We start from the raw sequence: 15,212 nt of genomic DNA, 5'->3' as shown, positions 1-15,212 counted from the left end.
GAGCGGCATGACCGACTATACGCCCCAGCAGATCGTCGCCCGCGGCGCGCGCGCCGAAGCCGAGACCGCCGCCGACGCCATCGACAACCATCCGGGCCTGGAAGGCGCCACCTACTCGATCCTCGAAGAGGACGAGGACAAGGGCATTTGGCGCATCGACGCGTTCCCGACCACCGATGAGGAAGACGCCAGCCTGATGGCCGTGCTGGGCGAATACGACCTGAAGGTCGTGCGCGACACCCTGGCCGACGCCGACTGGCTGGCCATGGCGCTGTCGGGCCTGCCGCCCGTGCGCGCCGGCCGCTTCTTCGTCTATGGCATGCATGACCGCGGCCGCCTGCCGGCCAGCACCGTCAACCTGCGCATCGAGGCTGGCGCGGCGTTCGGCACGGGCCACCACGGCACCACCGTCGGCTGCCTGCAGGCCTATGATCGCCTGATCAAGGCCCGCAAGTTCAACAAGGTGCTGGACGTCGGGGCCGGCACCGGCCTGCTGGCCATCGCCGCCGCCCGCACCGGCAGCAAGCTGGCCGTCGGCACCGACATCGACAAGCCGTCCGTGCGGATCTCCAAGGAGAACGCCAAGGTCAACAAGGCCAACGCCAGGTTCGTGCACGCCTCGGGTCTGTCGAATCCGCTGGTGGCCAACAACGCCCCCTACGATCTGGTGTTCGCCAACATCCTGGCCCGCCCGCTGATCAGCCTGGCCCAGGACATCAAGCGCGCCCTGGTTCCCGGCGGCACGGTCATCCTGTCGGGCCTGCTGCGCACCCAGGAGCGGATGGTCAAGGCCGCCTACCTCTCGCGCGGCTTCAAGGTCGTGAGCCGCATCCACCGCGACGCCTGGGCGACCCTGGTCTTGCAGCGGCCGTAGGACTTCCCTGTTCGCATGGGGAGGCTTAAATCCTCCCCATGCGCCAGACCTTCGACGAATCCACCGACCCGTCCTTCGGGCCCAAGCATGTTCCGCTGATCCGCGCCGCCATGGCCGCGCAGGGCCTGGACGGCTTCCTCGTGCCGCACGAGGATGAGCACCAGAACGAATATCTGCCAGCCGCTAATGACCGACTGGCCTGGGCCAGCGGCTTCACCGGCTCGGCCGGCGCGGGCGTGATCCTCAAGGACCGCGCCGCCGTCTTCGTCGACGGTCGCTATACGCTGCAAGTCCGCCAGCAAGTCGACCAGGGCGTGTTCGAGATCCGCGATCTCGTCGAGGGCGGCGTACCGGCCTATCTGGAGACGACCGAAAGGGGCGCGGTGATCGGCTATGACCCCCGCCTCCACAGCCCCTCGGCCCTGGAAGGCCTGAAGGCCGCCGCCAGCCGCGCCGGCGCGATCCTCAAGCCCGTCGCCGCCAACCCGATCGACCAGGCCTGGGGCGAGGCCCGTCCCGCCCAGCCGATGGCCCCGATCGTGCCGCAATACGTCGAATACGCCGGCGAGGAGTCCAGCTCCAAGCGCGCCCGGGTCGGCGCGGCGATCGCCGCCTTCGGCGCCGACGCGGCGGTGATCACCGCGCCCGCCTCGATCGCCTGGCTGTTCAATGTCCGCGGCGGCGACGTCATCCGTTCGCCGTTGCCGCTAGCCCAGGCGATCCTCAACGCCGACGGCACGGCGCGCCTCTTCCTGGAGCCGGCCAAGGTCACCCAGGACCTGCCCGCCTGGCTCGGCAACCAGGTCTCGCTGGAAACGCCGGACAAGCTGGAGGAGGCGCTGGGCGACCTTTCGGACAAGACCGTCGTGGTCGATCCGACCCAGTCCTCGGCCTGGTACTTTGACCAGCTGGCCGCCGCCGGTTCCAAGATCGTCCGGGCCATGGATCCCTGCGCCCTGCCGCGCGCCTGCAAGAACGGCGTCGAGTTGGACGGCACGCGGGAGGCCCACAAGCGCGACGGCGCGGCCCTGACCCGCTTCCTCCACTGGCTGGCCACCGAGGGTCAGATCAACCCGCCGGACGAGAAGGAGGCCGTCGCCAAGCTGGAAGGCTTCCGCGAGGCCACGGGCCGGCTGAAGGACCTGTCCTTCGACACCATCGGCGCGGCCAACGGCCACGGCGCCCTGCCCCACTACCACCCGACCGAACGCTCCAACGAGCGCGCCGCCATGGGCTCTCTATTGCTGGTCGACAGCGGCGGGCAGTATCTGGACGGCACCACCGACGTCACGCGCACGGTCGCCATCGGCGAGCCGTCGGCGGAGATGATCAACCGCAACACCCTGGTGCTGAAAGGCCACCTGGCCATCGCGCGCCTGCGCTTCCCGCCCGGCACCACCGGCTCGGCCATCGACGCCTTCGCCCGCGCCGCGCTCTGGGCGCACGGCCTGGACTACGACCACGGCACCGGCCACGGCGTCGGCGTCTATCTGGGGGTTCACGAGGGCCCGCAGCGGATTTCCAAAGCCCCGAACACCATCGCCCTGCAGCCCGGCATGATCGTCTCGAACGAGCCCGGCTACTACAAGGACGGCGAATACGGCATCCGGATCGAGAACCTGGAAGTCGTCATGCCGGCCGAGGACGTCCCCGGCGGCGACCGCCCGATGCACCGCTTCGAGGCCCTGACCCTGGCGCCGATCGACCGCCGCCTGATCGACAAGAGCCTGCTGAGCGCCGAGGAAGTGACCCAGTTCGACGCCTACCACGCCCGCGTGCTGGCCGAGATCGGCCCTCGAGTCGAGCCCGAGGTCCGGGCCTGGCTGGAAGAGGTCTGCGCGCCGCTCTAGGCGGCGCGCGCGACGCCTACTTCAACCGCGTCCACCGCTGCGTCTTGCACAGCGGCGCGACGATGCAGCCCTTCAGCTTCAGCTCGTTGTCGCTGAGCAGTTCGACCGTGCCCGAATAGGTGCCGCCATCGTCGGGGTTATAGACCTTGCCGCCGGTCCACTTGGTCGGGCCGCCGGAGAAGTCGTACAGCATCTGCAGGTTCTTCAAGGGACGGCCGCGCTGGGACTCGTCCTTGTTCTTGGCGTCCTTCTGGGCCGGGTTGGCCTTGATGTGGTCGGACGTAATCAGCTTGCCGCACAGGCTGTTGCCACAGCGGGCGATCTCGACCTGGCCGCCGTTGGTCGGCGTCTGCCAGACCCCGGTGACGTCGGCCGCGAAGGCCGAACCGGCCGTAACAGTAAGGGCGGCGGCAAGCAGGATAGTGCGCAGCATTCGATACTCCCGATGGGTTCGCGCCTTCAAATGCGCGTTTGAACCCATTCGTTGCGTGATCCGCCCAGTCAGGACAAGGCCGAAGGCGAAAACGAGGCGGGAATTGCGGTTGCGGCGATGCGCCTCAACCGTGGACGCGCGCCCGGCGGGGGCTGACCGCGCCCTTGGGCGGCGTGTAGCCGTCGTCGTCCAGCCGGCCGAGGGTCATGCCCAGGCGGCCCGGAAGGTCGCGTACATGCGGCGCGCCGTTCAAGCTCGCCGCCGCCAGCGCCACCTGTCCGCAGGCATAGGCGTCGCCCGCCGCGTCGTGGTGCTTGAAGTCGACGCCCAGGTGGCCGCAGACCACGTTCAGCTTGTGCGACGACAGCTCCGGCCAGACGCCGCGCGCCACCTGCACCGTGCACAGATAGTCGAAGCCCGGCGCCCGCACCCCATAGTGCTCGCATGTCCGGCGGATCACACTGACGTCGAACGAGGCGTTGTGGGCCAGCACCAGCGCGCCTTCCAGCTCGGGCCGCAGCCGCTCTAGAACGTCCGGCCACTCGTCGGCATCCTCGACATGCTGAGGACCGATGCCGTGAAAGGCGATGTTGAACCGCGCGAACCGGTTCCCGGGCGGTCGGATGTAGTGGTGCTCGATCCGCGCTACCTGGCCGTCCTCGATCCAGGCCAGGCCGATCGAACACGGGCTGGCGCGCTGCTCGTTGGCGGTCTCGAAGTCCAGAGCGATGACCTTCATTTGGCGACCATCTCCAGCCACTCGTCTTCGGTCATAACCTGGATGCCTAAGTCGGTCGCCGTCTTCAGTTTCGAGCCCGCGCCGGGACCGGCGACCACCAGATCGGTCTTCTTCGACACCGACGAGGCGACTTTCGCACCAAGGCTTTCGGCCTGAGCCTTGGCCTCATCGCGGGTCATCTTCTCCAGCGAACCGGTGAAGACGATGGTCTTGCCGGCCACGGCCGTGTCGGTCTTGGGCTTGGCGACCGGCTGGATGTCCAGCTCGGCGACGAGGTTGGCGACCTTGGCGCGGTTATGTTCCTCGGCGAAGAACCGGGCCAGCGACTGGGCGGCCACCGGACCAACGCCGTCGATGGCGGCCAGGTGCAGGTAGTCCTCGCCGGGCGCACCCGAGGCGGCGGCGACCAGCCCTTGTGCGAAGGCGTCCCAGGTCCCGTAGCGCTGGGCCAGGGCCGCGCGGGCGGGCTTGGTCAGCTTCGGCACGGCATGGCCGATCTTGATCTCCAGGTCGTCGGTCTGCGGCCAGGGATCGGCGACCAGACCGCCTCTCCCCGCCTCGACCAGCGTGTCCAACGCCTTGGGCCCGACGCCCGGCGCGGTGGAAAGCTCCAGATAGGTCTCGCCCGGCAGGCCCTTGGCGGCGGCCTCGGCAGCGGCTCGCAGGTCCTCGAAGCGGTCGAAGTTGCGGGCCAGCACGGTCGAGGTCGTCTCGCCGATGTCGCGCGCGCCCAGGCCGTAGATCATCCGGTCCATGCCGATCGTACGGCGCGCCTCGATGCCCTTGACCAGGTTGGCGACCGAGGTCTCGCCATACCCCTCGCGTTCGCGCAGGGCCGAGAGCTTGTCCTCGTCCTTGGCCAGCTTGAAGATGTCGGCCGGCTCGGTAATCCAGCCCTCGTCGAAGAAGGCCTGAAGTTGCTTCTCGCCCAGGCCCTCGATGTCGAAGGCGCGGCGCGACACGAAATGGCGCAGATGCTCGACCCGCTGGAACGGACAGGCGAACTCGCCGGTGCAGCGGCGCACCACCGATTCCTGGCCCGAGGCCGTGACCTCGCGGGCCAGCGGCGTCTTCAGCGGACACGGACAGACGTGCGGGAATTCGTAAGGCGCGGGCGCCGGATCGGGCCGCGCATCCAGGGCCACCTCGACAATCTGCGGAATGACGTCGCCGGCCCGCTGGATCACCACGGTGTCGCCGAGGCGGACGTCCAGGCGGGCGATCTCGTCGGCGTTGTGCAGGGTGGCGTTGGTCACCGAAACGCCGCCGACCGTCACCGGCTTCAGCCGCGCCACCGGCGTGATCGCGCCGGTGCGGCCGACCTGCAGGTCGATGGCTTCCAGGATCGTGCGGGCCCGCTGGGCCGGGAACTTGCGGGCGATGGCCCAGCGCGGCGAGCGCGACACGAAACCCAGGCGGCGTTGCTGCTCCAGGTCGTCGACCTTGTAGACGACCCCGTCGATGTCGAAGCCTAGCGTGGGCCGCAGGGCCTCGAACTGGGCGTAGACGTCCAGCAGGCCCTGGGCGTTCTCGACCCGCTTGGCTGGCGGGGCCGTGGTGACGAAGCCCCACTCTGCGAGCATCGAAAGCGCGCCCCACTGGCTGTCGGCGAACGGCTCGGACACCAGGCCCCAGGCATAGCCGAAGAATCGCAGCGGCCGCTGGGCGCTGATCTTCGGATCGATCTGGCGCAGCGAGCCGGCGGCGAAGTTGCGCGGATTGGCGTAGGTGCGCTGACCAGCTTCTTCGGCGGCCTGATTGAAGGCGGCGAAGGCCTCCAGCTCGACATAGACCTCGCCGCGCACCTCGATCACGTCGGGCCAGCCCGAGCCCTTCAGGCGGTGGGGGATGTCGGCGATGGTGCGCAGGTTGGCGGTGACGTCCTCGCCCACCCGGCCATCGCCCCGCGTCGCGCCCTGGACCAGCACGCCCTTCTCGTAGCGCAGCGAAGCCGACAGGCCGTCGATCTTGGGCTCGGCCGTATAGGCGACCGTGTCGGAGGGCGTGAGACGCAGGAACCGCCGGATCCGGGCGTCGAACTCGATCGCCTCGTCGTTGGAAAAGGCGTTGTCGAGGCTGAGCATCGGCACGCCGTGCTCGACCGGGGCGAATTGCTCGGCCCGCGCCGCGCCAACCCGCATGGACGGGGAATTATCGCGAACCAGGTGCGGAAAGCGGGTCTCGATGTCGAGGTTGCGGCGCTTGAGGGCGTCGTACTCGGCGTCGCTGATCGTGGGCGCATCCTTCTGGTGATACGCGATGTCGTGCGCGGTCAGCTGGTCGGCCAGGCGCTCCAGTTCCTCGACGGCCTGGGCTTCGGTGAGGTCGGCGACGGGGATGAGGGACACAGCGGCGAATCCGAAAGACGGGAAGTCCCCGCAGGTTAGCAACGCCGTCCTGACGGGGGGAGTCAGCGATGTGGTCGCCTGTCAGGGGAAATTTGGCCCGTCCCTTGCGCCGCAAGGCTTGAAGGAGCCTTCGATGTTCAAAGCCGGCACAAATAACGCTCTGCCCGTCCTGTCGCGGGACGGTCCGCTGGACGCCCTGCGGTTCCTGGCGGCGCTGTTCATCGTGCTCTACCACGTGGCCGAGCGGGCCCCGGTGTCGCTGTTCAGCCTGTCGCCGGCCTTCGGGCGCGGCTATCTGGCGACGGATTTCTTCCTGATGTTGTCCGGCTATGTGCTGGCCCGGGCCTATGGCCCCCGCGTTGAAAGCGCCGACGTCGACACACTGACCTTCCTGAAGCGGCGCGTGCAGCGCATCTGGCCGCCGCATCTGGTGATGCTGGCTCTGTTCGTCGCGTTCTTCGTTGGAACCTCGGCGATCGGCCTGGCGCCGCAGAACCCGCAGTGGTTCCAGTGGGACCAGCTGCTGCCGCAGGTCTTCCTGGTCCAGGCCTGGTTCGCGCCAGGGAGCTCGGGCTGGAACACCCCGACCTGGACCCTGTCGGCCCTGATCGTGGCCTACGCTCTGTTCCCGATGGTCTGGCGGCGGGTGGCGGCGACGCGGCGGCCGCTGGCGCTCTTGATCCTGGGCGTCTGCGCCTACGTCGCCATCGACCAGGCCGCGCTGATGGTCTTCGGCATCCCCGGCTATCAGCTACCGCTGCGCTTCGGCTTGATCCGGGGCATACCCCTGTTCATGATCGGCCTTCTGGTCGCCCGCCTGCCGGTGACGACCCTGGCGCGCCGACAGGCCCTGCCGCTGGCCGTGGCGACCCTGGCTGCCGTCGTCGGCATCCAGGCCCTGGGCCGGTTCGACTATTTCAGCCTGGCCCTGCTGGGCTTCCTGATCTACGCGGCCGGGGCCTCCAAGCCGCGCGCCTGGCGCTGGGCCGGCGTGGCCGGGAAGCTGTCGTTCTCGCTGTTTCTGACCAACACCCTGACGGCGGCCATGTGGTTCGGCGTCGCGCGGATGGTCGAGAGCAAGCTCGGCCTGCCCTCGGCGGCGGCCTGGGCGCTGTGGGCGCTGGCGATCCCGGCGACGATCTTCGTGGCGTGGCTGTTCGAGCGGGCGGTCGACGCGCCGTTGCAGCGGTGGATGAAGGGCCGTTCCCAACAACTGCTTGAAGTGAAGGTGTCAGCTTCTACCGCTCAAGCCTAACTTCACTTGTCATCCCGGAAAGCCCGAAGGGCTTGTCCGGGACCCAGGGGTCGGCGCACCGCGGTTGCCCCTGGGTCCCGGCTCTTCGCTTCGCTGCAGCCGGGATGACAAGAATAGATTTGACTGGGTAGTGCCGGCTCTAAGCCATCAAGGCCCGCGCCGCCGCGCGCGCGGCTTCCGTCACCTCGGCGCCCGACAGCATCCGCGCGATCTCTTCCTCGCGCTCGGCCGGACTGAGCGGTTCGACCTTGGTGCGGGTCGAGGTGTCGTCGCCCGACTTCGAGATCCGCCAGTGGGCGTCGCCCCGCGCGGCGACCTGGGCTGAGTGGGTGACGACCAGAACCTGGGCGTTCGAGGCCAGGCGCTTCAGGCGCAAACCCACCGCGTCGGCCACGGCCCCGCCGACGCCTTGATCCACCTCGTCGAAGATCATCAGCGGCTGCGGACCGCCGCCGCGCCCCGCCAAAGCCGCCTTAAGGGCCAGGGCGAAGCGGGCCAGTTCGCCGCCCGAGGCGATGGCCTCCATCGGGCCGAACGGCGCGCCGGGATTTGTCGAAATCTCGAAGGCGATGCGGTCCAGGCCGGTCGGGCCAGCGCGATCCTCGGCCAGGGGCTCGACAGCGACGCGGAACCTGGCCTTTTCCAGCTTCAGCGGGGCCAGTTCGGCCTCGACGGCCTTGGCCAGGGCGTCGCCGGCGGCGCGGCGCTCGGTCGACAAGGCCTCGGCGGCGTAGAGATAGGCCTCGCGGGCCTCGGCGGCCTCCTTGTCGGCGGCCTTCAGGGCCTCTTCGGAGGTTTCGATGGCCTGAAGGCGCGCGGCGAACTCGGCGCGCTTGGCCGGCAGATCCTCGACCAGGACATTGAGCTTGCGGGCCATGCCGCGCAGGGCGAACAGGCGCTCCTCGGCCTTTTCCAGGCGATCGGGCTCGAACTCGAAACTCTCGGCGACCGAATCGATGGCGGCGCTGGCTTCCTGGGCCTCGACCAGAGCCCGGTCGACGGCCTCGCAGGCGGCGGATAGCCGGGTCATGGCCGCGCCGTCGGCCGGGGCGCCGGCCTGCAGGGCGCGCTCGCGGGCCCGCTCCAAGGCGCGATAGGCCTGGGCCAGCTTTCCGGACAAGGCGTCGCCGCCCAGGGCGTCCTGGGCCGAGGCGATGTCGATCATGGCCTTTTCGGCCGAGCTCAGCAGGGCCCGCTCCTCGGCCAGGGCCGCCTCCTCCCCTTCGCGGGGATCGAGACGGTCCAGTTCGGAGAGGCGCAGGGTCAGTTCCTCGGTCTCGGCGGCGGCGCGGCCGGCCAGGTCGCGCAGCGCGGCGGCCGCCTCGCGGGCGGCGCGCCAGGCGCTCCAGGCCGAGCCGACGGCGCCGACGCTGACGCCGCCGAAGACATCCAGCAGGCCGCGGTGGGTCTTGGGATCCAGCAGGCCGACGGTCTCGTGCTGGCCGTGAACCTCCAGCAGCAGCGCGCCGAGGTCCTTCAGCACGCCAACACTGGTGGCCTGGTCGTTGACGAAGGCGCGGCTGCGACCGTCGGGCGACAACTGCCGGCGCAGGACAAGATCCTCGTCACGGGCATAGGCCAGGCCCTTGTCGTCCAGATAGGCGAAGGCCGGGTGGTCGGCCGGCAGGGCGAACATCGCCGTGGCCGAGGCGTGGCCGGCGGCCCCTCGGCGCACCAGCCCCGCGTCGGCGCGCGCGCCGGTGGCCAGACCCAGGGCGTCGAGAATGATCGACTTCCCCGCCCCGGTCTCGCCGGTCAGCGCGGTCAGGCCCTCGCCGATGGCCAGGTCCAGGCTCTCGATGAGCACGACGTCACGGATGGAGAGGCCGATCAGCATGATGCGCAAGATCGCCGGGAATCAGGATTTTTCAAAGCGCAAAGGTAGAACGAAACGGGACCAGGCATCCGATCCCGTCGCTTCTACATGCCCAGGACGCCCATCAGGCCCTTCCTGGACTTCTTTTCGCCCGGAGGCGCCAGGGTCGTGTCCTTGTCCTTCGACAGGACGCGCTCCAGGACGTTGCGCTTGGCGCCGGCCTTCAGCGGCTCGACGGCGGGACGCAGGCCATTGTCGTTGAGCAGCTTGTAGGCGTCGGCGTACCAGCGGTCGCCCGGGAAGTTGTAGCCCAGAACCGCGCCGTTGCGCTTGGCTTCCTCGGTCAGGCCGATGGTCAGATAGGCCTCGACCAGACGATAGAGCGCTTCAGGCGTGTGCGAGGTGGTCTGGTGCTTCTCGATGACCGTCTTGAAGCGGCCGATGGCGGCCAGGGTCTGGCCGTTCTTCAGGTAGTAGCGACCGATGGCCATTTCCTTGCCGGCCAACTGGTCGTTGACCATGTCGATCTTCAGGCGGGCGTCCTGGGCGTACTCGGTGGTCGGGTAGCGTTGGACGACGTCGCGCAGCGCGGCCAGGGCCTGCTCGGTGGCGGCCTGGTCGCGGTTCACGTCGACGATCTGTTCGAAATAGCAGATGGCCTTCAGATAGTAGGCGTACTGGGCCGACGGGTTGCCGGGGTACAGCGAGATGAAGCGGTCCGAGTCGCCGATGGCGTCGGCGTACTGGTTACCCATGTAGTGGGCGTAGCCGGTCATCAGAATCGAGCGGCGCGACCATTCCGAATAAGGGTGCTGGCGCTCGACCTCGCGGAAATAGTCGACGGCTTCGTTCCAGTTGCCACGGTCCAGGCGGTTGGCGCCCGTGGAATACAGCAGCTCGACCGGGCGCTCTTCGTAGGCGAGGGTCGGCTTCTTGGCCTTGCCCGCGCAGCCCGCCACCGACACGGCGACCAGCATGGCGGCGATCGTGACGGCCGAACGTCCCTTGAAATTACGAAGCACGGAGTCTCTCACCCTCGAAGCAAACGCGCGCCCCAGCGCCGTGCAAGGCTTCTACACCACGCCGTCGAAGGCGCAAATGCGAACGCCGAGCCCGACTCCCGGAGACGCTATCTAGACCGCTTCAGCCAGTTCCGACGCGAGGGCGCGTAGGCGCCAGGCGCGCGGCTGGGCCATCAATGCCCGAACCACGGCGTTATTGAGGCCGTGACCGGCCAGAACGCCTTCGAAGCGGCCCACAAGCGGCTTGCCCAGCACATAGAGGTCGCCGATGGCGTCCAGCGCCTTGTGGCGAACGAACTCGTCCGGACGGCGCAGGCCTTCCGGGTTCAGCACGCGATCGCCGTCGATGACCACGGCGTTCTCCATCGAGCCGCCCCGGGCCAGGCCGATGGCGCGCAGGGCCTCGACATCGCGGACGAAGCCGAAGGTGCGGCAGTCGGAGAGCTCAGCGCGGAACGAGTCTTCGTCGACGACCAGATCCACGGCCTGACGGCCGATGGCCCGCGAGCCGAAGGCGATCTCGAAGGCGACCTCGAACCGGTCCGACGGCAACAGGCTGGCGCGCTTGTCGCCCTCCTCCACCGTGATCGGGGCCAGGATCTCGATGTACTGGCGGACGGCTTCCTGCTTGCGGCGGCCGGCGCGATCCAGGATCTGGACGAAGGGCTCGGACGAGCCGTCCATGATCGGCACTTCCGGACCGTCCACCTCGACGACGCAGTTGTCGATCGACAGGGCCGCCAGGGCCGCCATCAGGTGCTCGATGGTCGAGACGCGGACGTCGTCGCCATTGCCGATCACGGTGCCGAGCTGCGTCTGGCAGACCGCCTGGGCGGTCACGGGGACGCGGTTGTCGCGGTTCTGCACATCGGTCCGCACGAAGACGATCCCCGTGTCAGGGGCCGACGGACGCACCGAGACGCGCACGTGCGCGCCCGTGTGCAGGCCGATCCCCGCGAAGATCACCGGTCCCGCGACCGTGTGCTGAAAATAACCCGAAGCCGACACTAGAGACACCTTATCGTTCGACGGACGACTCTGCGGTCGTCCTTTCGCCCCAGCTTCCATCTAGGAAGGATGCTGCGTCGCGGCAAAGCAAAGTCTGTTTCGGATTGTTACGCGCTAAACGACTGACTTGATTACAGATTTGTCACAGAAACGCAGGCGCGGAAACAGACCGTCGGTCGACGATCCGTGCTCGGGAATCTTGGTCCCCGGCTCCCCTAGCGGCTCGGCGAAACCAGGACTACGCTCCGCCGCCAAAGCGATAACCGTTTCCGGGAATTTCGGTTTCATGATCAAGAGCTTGCGTATCGTCGCCCCCATGGCCGCTTCCGCGGCGGTCCTCGCCGTCGCCCTCGCCGGGGCGGCCCACGCGCAGACGCCCGCCAAGCCGCACGTCTTCACCGCCAAGGACATGGCGAGCCTGGATCGCCTGTCTGATCCGCGCGTCTCGCCCGACGGTCGCCATGTGCTCTATTCGGTGCGGACCATGGACTATCCGGCCAACAAGGCCGCGATGTCGCTGTGGATCGCCGACCTGAAGGCCAGGATGGCGCCGCGCCGGCTGAAGATCTCGGACGGCGGCGCGTCGAGCGGCCGCTGGAGCGCCGACGGCAAGACCATCTACTTCTCATCCAGCCGCGCCGGCGGGATCGAGCAGGTGTTCAAGACCGACGTCATGGGCGAGACCGCGACCCAGGTGACCGCGGCCCCGTTCGACGTCCAGGCCTTCAAGGTCGCCCCGGACGGCAAGACCATCGTCGTGGGCCTGGCCGTGTTCCCCGATTGCGCCGACTTCGCCTGCACCGAGGCCAAGCTGGCCGCCAAGACCGCGACCAAGGCCACGGGCGTCGTCTATGATCGCCTCTTCGTCCGCCACTGGGATACATGGAACGACGGGACCAAGAACCACCTCTTCGCCTGGACGCTGGACGCCAACGGCGTGGCGGCAGGCCAACCGGTCGACCTGATGAAGGGTTTCGACGGCGACACGCCCACCAAGCCCTATGGCGACGACGCCGACTTCACGATCACGCCGGACAGCAAGGGTCTGGTGTTCTCGGCGAAGGTCGCGGGCAAGGATGAGGCCTGGACGACCAACTATGACGTCTGGAGCGCGCCGCTGGACGGCTCGGCCAGGGTCCAGAACCTCACGGCCGGCAACAAGGCCTGGGACGCCGCCCCGGTGTTCTCGCCCGACGGCAAGCTGGCCGCCTATCGCGCCATGAAGCGCCCCGGCTTCGAGGCTGATCGCTTCGCCATCATTGTGCGCGACATGGCCACCGGCCAGGAACGCGAACTGGCGCCCAACTGGGACCGCTCGGCCGACTCCATCGCCTGGAGCCCGGACGGCACGACGATCTACGCCACCGCCCTGGACGTCGGCCAAGGCAAGCTGTTCGCCATCGACGTGAAGAGCGACAAGGTCGTCGCGCTCACCGGCGACGGCCATGTCACCGGCTTCGATGTGGGCCCGGCGGGCATCGTCTACGCCTCGGACTCGCTGAAGAGTCCGTCGGAGCTGTTCCTGCTCGGGTCCAAGCGCCCGGTGGTGAGGGTGGCCAGCGTCTCCAGCGAAGCGCTCAAGGACGTAGCCTGGGGCGAGCCGGAACAGTTCAACTTCAAGGGCTGGAACGACGAAACCGTGCATGGCTTCATCGTGAAGCCGGCCAACTTCGATCCGGCCAAGAAGTATCCCGTGGCCTTCCTGATCCACGGCGGTCCGCAGGGCTCGTTCAGCAACAGCTGGTCCTATCGCTGGAACCCGCAAATCTACGCCAATGCCGGCTACGCCGTGGTGATGGTCGATTTCCACGGCTCGACCGGCTACGGTCAGGCCTTCACCGACGCGATCAGCCAGCACTGGGGCGACCGCCCGCTGGAGGACCTGCAGAAGGGCTGGAGCGCGGCGCTGGGCAAGTACGCCTTCCTGGATGGCGACCGCGCCTGCGCCCTGGGGGCCTCTTACGGCGGCTACATGGTCAACTGGATCGCTGGCGCCTGGCCCCAGCCCTGGAAGTGCCTGGTCACCCACGACGGCGTCTTCGACACCCGCGCAATGGGCTACGCCACCGAGGAGCTATGGTTCACCGAGTGGGAGAACGGTGGAACGCCCTGGCAGCCCGGAACGACCTACGAGACCTTCAACCCCGCCCTGCACGTGGCCCAGTGGACCAAGCCGCAGCTGATCGTGCAGGGCCAACTGGACTATCGCATCCCCGTCGAACAGGGCCTGGGAGCCTTCACGGCCCTGCAGCGCAAGGGCGTGCCCAGCAAGCTGCTGTACTTCCCGAACGAGAACCACTGGGTGCTGAAGGCCCAGAACTCGGTGCAGTGGCACAAGGAAGTGCTGGACTGGCTGGACCAGTGGACGGGGAACAACCGGCCGGGGAAGTAGGCCTAGAGGCGGCCCGTCGCCACCGCGAAGGTGAGACGGGCCTTCCTTTCGAGATCACTCATCTCGCGGCCCTTCAGGTGGGGCCGCGCCAGCGCCGCCGGGGCCACGGCCGGGAAAGACGCCACGGGCAGCCCCCTCACCTCGCCCCGGGCCGCCTTCAGTTGCGCCTCGACGCGCCCGACCACGTCCTCACGCGTCCAGGTCTCGGGCAGACGCGACCGCCCAGCCTGTTTCAGCCGCCACAGACCTGTGAGGCCGAACGCCCGCGCCGCGCCCTTGACGGCGTGCGGATCGGCGCTCGCATCCAGCCGCCGCGCCGCCAGCACCGCCAACGCGCCGGCCGTGGCGTCGACATAGGCCAGAACGGCGGCCTCATCCTTCAGGGGACCTTCGTCCAGATCGGCGAAGCGCGCCTCGGCCAGTGTCGCGAGCGCGTTCGGATCGAACCGGGACGCGGCCAGGGCCTCGACATTGGGATGCTTGCGCGGCGGCTTGCCGGCGGCGATCTCTTCCATCGCCTCGCGCCACCAGGTGATGCGGATCTCGCCCATCAGGGCGTTGGAGACTCCGCCCGCCACCCGGGCCAGCTCGTAGTTCAGGCCGAACAGCGCGATGACGTCGGCCCGCGCGGCCAGGTCGCCGATGAACCGGCTGGCCAGCCAGCGGTCGGGATCGACGCGGCGGACGAGATCGTCGAGGGTTTCGGTGTCGGCCATGGTCTCAAGACGAAGAAGGGCCCGCCGAGCTGGCGGGCCCTCCCCTTACAGCGTGTCGCGTCGGGCGTCAGCCGAAGACGGTCTGGTTCATCGCCATGGTCGCCAGCATCGGCAGGCTGAGCAGGGTGTTGGTGCGCGAGAACAGCATGGCCAGCTTGGCCGCCTTCGCCTTGGCGTCCGCGTCGGCCTCGACCATGCCCAGCGCGATCTTCTGGTTCGGCCAGATGAAGACCCAGACGTTGAAGAACATCACCGTGCCCAGCCACATGCCGGTGCCGATGAAGGTGTACTGCATGTCCACGCCGGGCGTGTAGCCGCCGGCCAGGCCCAGGGTCGCCGCTTCCAGCAGGTAGCCGCGGCTGAAAGCCAGGATCACGCCCATCACCCAGGTGAACAGCGCCGCCCAGCGGAACCAGAACAGGGCTTCGGGCGCGATGTACTTGCTGACCGCCGGCTTCAGCTCGGCCGGGATCTGCGGCATCACGCGGATCTGCACGAAGTTGAAGTAGTAGAGCAGTCCGATCCACAGGATGCCGAACAGCACGTGCAGCCAGCGGAAAACGGCCTGCAGGAAGATCGCGCCATGCCCGTCGGGGCCGTGCGCGTAGCCGATCACGATCACCAGGGCCAGCACGAAGCTGACGATCATGGTGTTGCGGAAGTTGGTAAGCAGCCCGGACATCGTTTCCCCCAAGTCCTTCTGAAAGCTTGGCCTGGACCATAGGACCGTTTTCGGGAGTCGGCAAAGTCGCCGCTAGG

The 15,212-nt window shown here is 68.4% G+C and carries 13 protein-coding genes; 4 read left to right on the top strand and 9 right to left on the bottom strand.

Annotated elements, in window-relative coordinates; all coding sequences use genetic code 11:
• Positions 1 to 7 precede the first annotated feature (7 nt).
• Entirely contained in the window at positions 8 to 874 is an 867-nt protein-coding gene (locus AC1RNC_RS03580; protein ID WP_492883779.1) for a 50S ribosomal protein L11 methyltransferase, read from the top strand.
• A gap of 38 nt (positions 875 to 912) precedes the next feature.
• On the top strand, positions 913 to 2,724 hold the full coding sequence (locus AC1RNC_RS03575) for an aminopeptidase P family protein (RefSeq protein ID WP_492883777.1): 1,812 nt from the start codon (positions 913 to 915) through the stop codon (positions 2,722 to 2,724).
• A 16-nt stretch (positions 2,725 to 2,740) separates the two neighbouring features.
• Here AC1RNC_RS03575 and AC1RNC_RS03570 read toward each other — a convergent pair whose 3' ends face one another.
• The 3 genes from AC1RNC_RS03570 to ligA form a co-directional block, all read right to left on the bottom strand.
• Positions 2,741 to 3,157, bottom strand: coding sequence for a DUF2147 domain-containing protein (locus AC1RNC_RS03570; RefSeq protein WP_492834533.1), 417 nt, complete (start codon positions 3,155 to 3,157; stop codon positions 2,741 to 2,743).
• A gap of 124 nt (positions 3,158 to 3,281) precedes the next feature.
• The gene (locus AC1RNC_RS03565; RefSeq protein ID WP_492883775.1) at positions 3,282 to 3,917 is read right to left on the bottom strand and encodes a 3'-5' exonuclease; all 636 of its coding nucleotides are present in this window, start codon (positions 3,915 to 3,917) and stop codon (positions 3,282 to 3,284) included.
• A complete protein-coding gene (gene ligA / locus AC1RNC_RS03560; RefSeq protein WP_492883774.1) occupies positions 3,893 to 6,244 on the bottom strand; it encodes an NAD-dependent DNA ligase LigA in 2,352 nt (783 codons plus the stop codon). Before ligA ends, AC1RNC_RS03565 begins: the two co-directional genes overlap by 25 nt.
• Before the next feature lie 133 nt (positions 6,245 to 6,377).
• Here ligA and AC1RNC_RS03555 point away from each other — a divergent pair, with 133 nt between their 5' ends.
• Positions 6,378 to 7,499 (top strand): acyltransferase family protein, encoded by a 1,122-nt coding sequence (locus AC1RNC_RS03555; protein WP_492883772.1) that lies wholly within the window; start codon positions 6,378 to 6,380, stop codon positions 7,497 to 7,499.
• A 2-nt stretch (positions 7,500 to 7,501) separates the two neighbouring features.
• Here the strand turns inward: AC1RNC_RS03555 and AC1RNC_RS03550 are convergent, their stop codons facing one another.
• From AC1RNC_RS03550 to lpxC, 4 genes are all read right to left on the bottom strand, one after another.
• Positions 7,502 to 7,618, bottom strand: coding sequence for a hypothetical protein (locus AC1RNC_RS03550; RefSeq protein ID WP_492884383.1), 117 nt, complete (start codon positions 7,616 to 7,618; stop codon positions 7,502 to 7,504).
• Between the two features lie 20 nt (positions 7,619 to 7,638).
• Entirely contained in the window at positions 7,639 to 9,336 is a 1,698-nt protein-coding gene (recN, locus tag AC1RNC_RS03545; RefSeq protein ID WP_492834541.1) for a DNA repair protein RecN, read from the bottom strand.
• Positions 9,337 to 9,419: 83 nt separating this feature from the next.
• Positions 9,420 to 10,349 (bottom strand): outer membrane protein assembly factor BamD, encoded by a 930-nt coding sequence (locus AC1RNC_RS03540; RefSeq protein ID WP_492883770.1) that lies wholly within the window; start codon positions 10,347 to 10,349, stop codon positions 9,420 to 9,422.
• A 99-nt stretch (positions 10,350 to 10,448) separates the two neighbouring features.
• The gene (gene lpxC, locus AC1RNC_RS03535) at positions 10,449 to 11,345 is read right to left on the bottom strand and encodes a UDP-3-O-acyl-N-acetylglucosamine deacetylase (protein WP_492883768.1); all 897 of its coding nucleotides are present in this window, start codon (positions 11,343 to 11,345) and stop codon (positions 10,449 to 10,451) included.
• 286 nt (positions 11,346 to 11,631) lie between these two features.
• Between lpxC and AC1RNC_RS03530 the strand changes: the two genes are divergently transcribed.
• Complete coding sequence (locus AC1RNC_RS03530) at positions 11,632 to 13,737, top strand: S9 family peptidase (RefSeq protein ID WP_492883766.1); 2,106 nt, start codon at positions 11,632 to 11,634, stop codon at positions 13,735 to 13,737.
• Positions 13,738 to 13,739: 2 nt separating this feature from the next.
• Here the strand turns inward: AC1RNC_RS03530 and AC1RNC_RS03525 are convergent, their stop codons facing one another.
• Both AC1RNC_RS03525 and AC1RNC_RS03520 read right to left on the bottom strand, forming a co-directional pair.
• A complete protein-coding gene (locus AC1RNC_RS03525) occupies positions 13,740 to 14,453 on the bottom strand; it encodes a squalene/phytoene synthase family protein (RefSeq protein ID WP_492883764.1) in 714 nt (237 codons plus the stop codon).
• A 67-nt stretch (positions 14,454 to 14,520) separates the two neighbouring features.
• Positions 14,521 to 15,135 carry a urate hydroxylase PuuD gene (locus AC1RNC_RS03520; RefSeq protein ID WP_492883762.1) on the bottom strand — a complete coding sequence of 205 codons (615 nt, stop codon included), beginning with the start codon at positions 15,133 to 15,135 and terminating at the stop codon, positions 14,521 to 14,523.
• Between the last annotated feature and the right edge of the window lie 77 nt (positions 15,136 to 15,212).

The sequence above is a fragment of the Caulobacter sp. GW822-FHT01G02 genome, assembly GCF_058802865.1.
Note: the sequence above shows the minus strand (reverse complement) of the source record. Positions and strands in the feature narration are given on the sequence as shown.

Bases quoted from the DNA above. Each gene is read 5' to 3' on its own strand.
- AC1RNC_RS03525 (WP_492883764.1), bottom strand. From the start codon at position 14,453: ATGGCCGACACCGAAACCCTCGACGATCTCGTCCGCCGCGTCGATCCC.
- AC1RNC_RS03530 (WP_492883766.1), top strand. From the start codon at position 11,632: ATGATCAAGAGCTTGCGTATCGTCGCCCCCATGGCCGCTTCCGCGGCG.
- AC1RNC_RS03580 (WP_492883779.1), top strand. From the start codon at position 8: ATGACCGACTATACGCCCCAGCAGATCGTCGCCCGCGGCGCGCGCGCC.
- AC1RNC_RS03570 (WP_492834533.1), bottom strand. From the start codon at position 3,157: ATGCTGCGCACTATCCTGCTTGCCGCCGCCCTTACTGTTACGGCCGGT.
- AC1RNC_RS03555 (WP_492883772.1), top strand. From the start codon at position 6,378: ATGTTCAAAGCCGGCACAAATAACGCTCTGCCCGTCCTGTCGCGGGAC.
- AC1RNC_RS03575 (WP_492883777.1), top strand. From the start codon at position 913: ATGCGCCAGACCTTCGACGAATCCACCGACCCGTCCTTCGGGCCCAAG.
- AC1RNC_RS03520 (WP_492883762.1), bottom strand. From the start codon at position 15,135: ATGTCCGGGCTGCTTACCAACTTCCGCAACACCATGATCGTCAGCTTC.
- recN (WP_492834541.1), bottom strand. From the start codon at position 9,336: ATGCTGATCGGCCTCTCCATCCGTGACGTCGTGCTCATCGAGAGCCTG.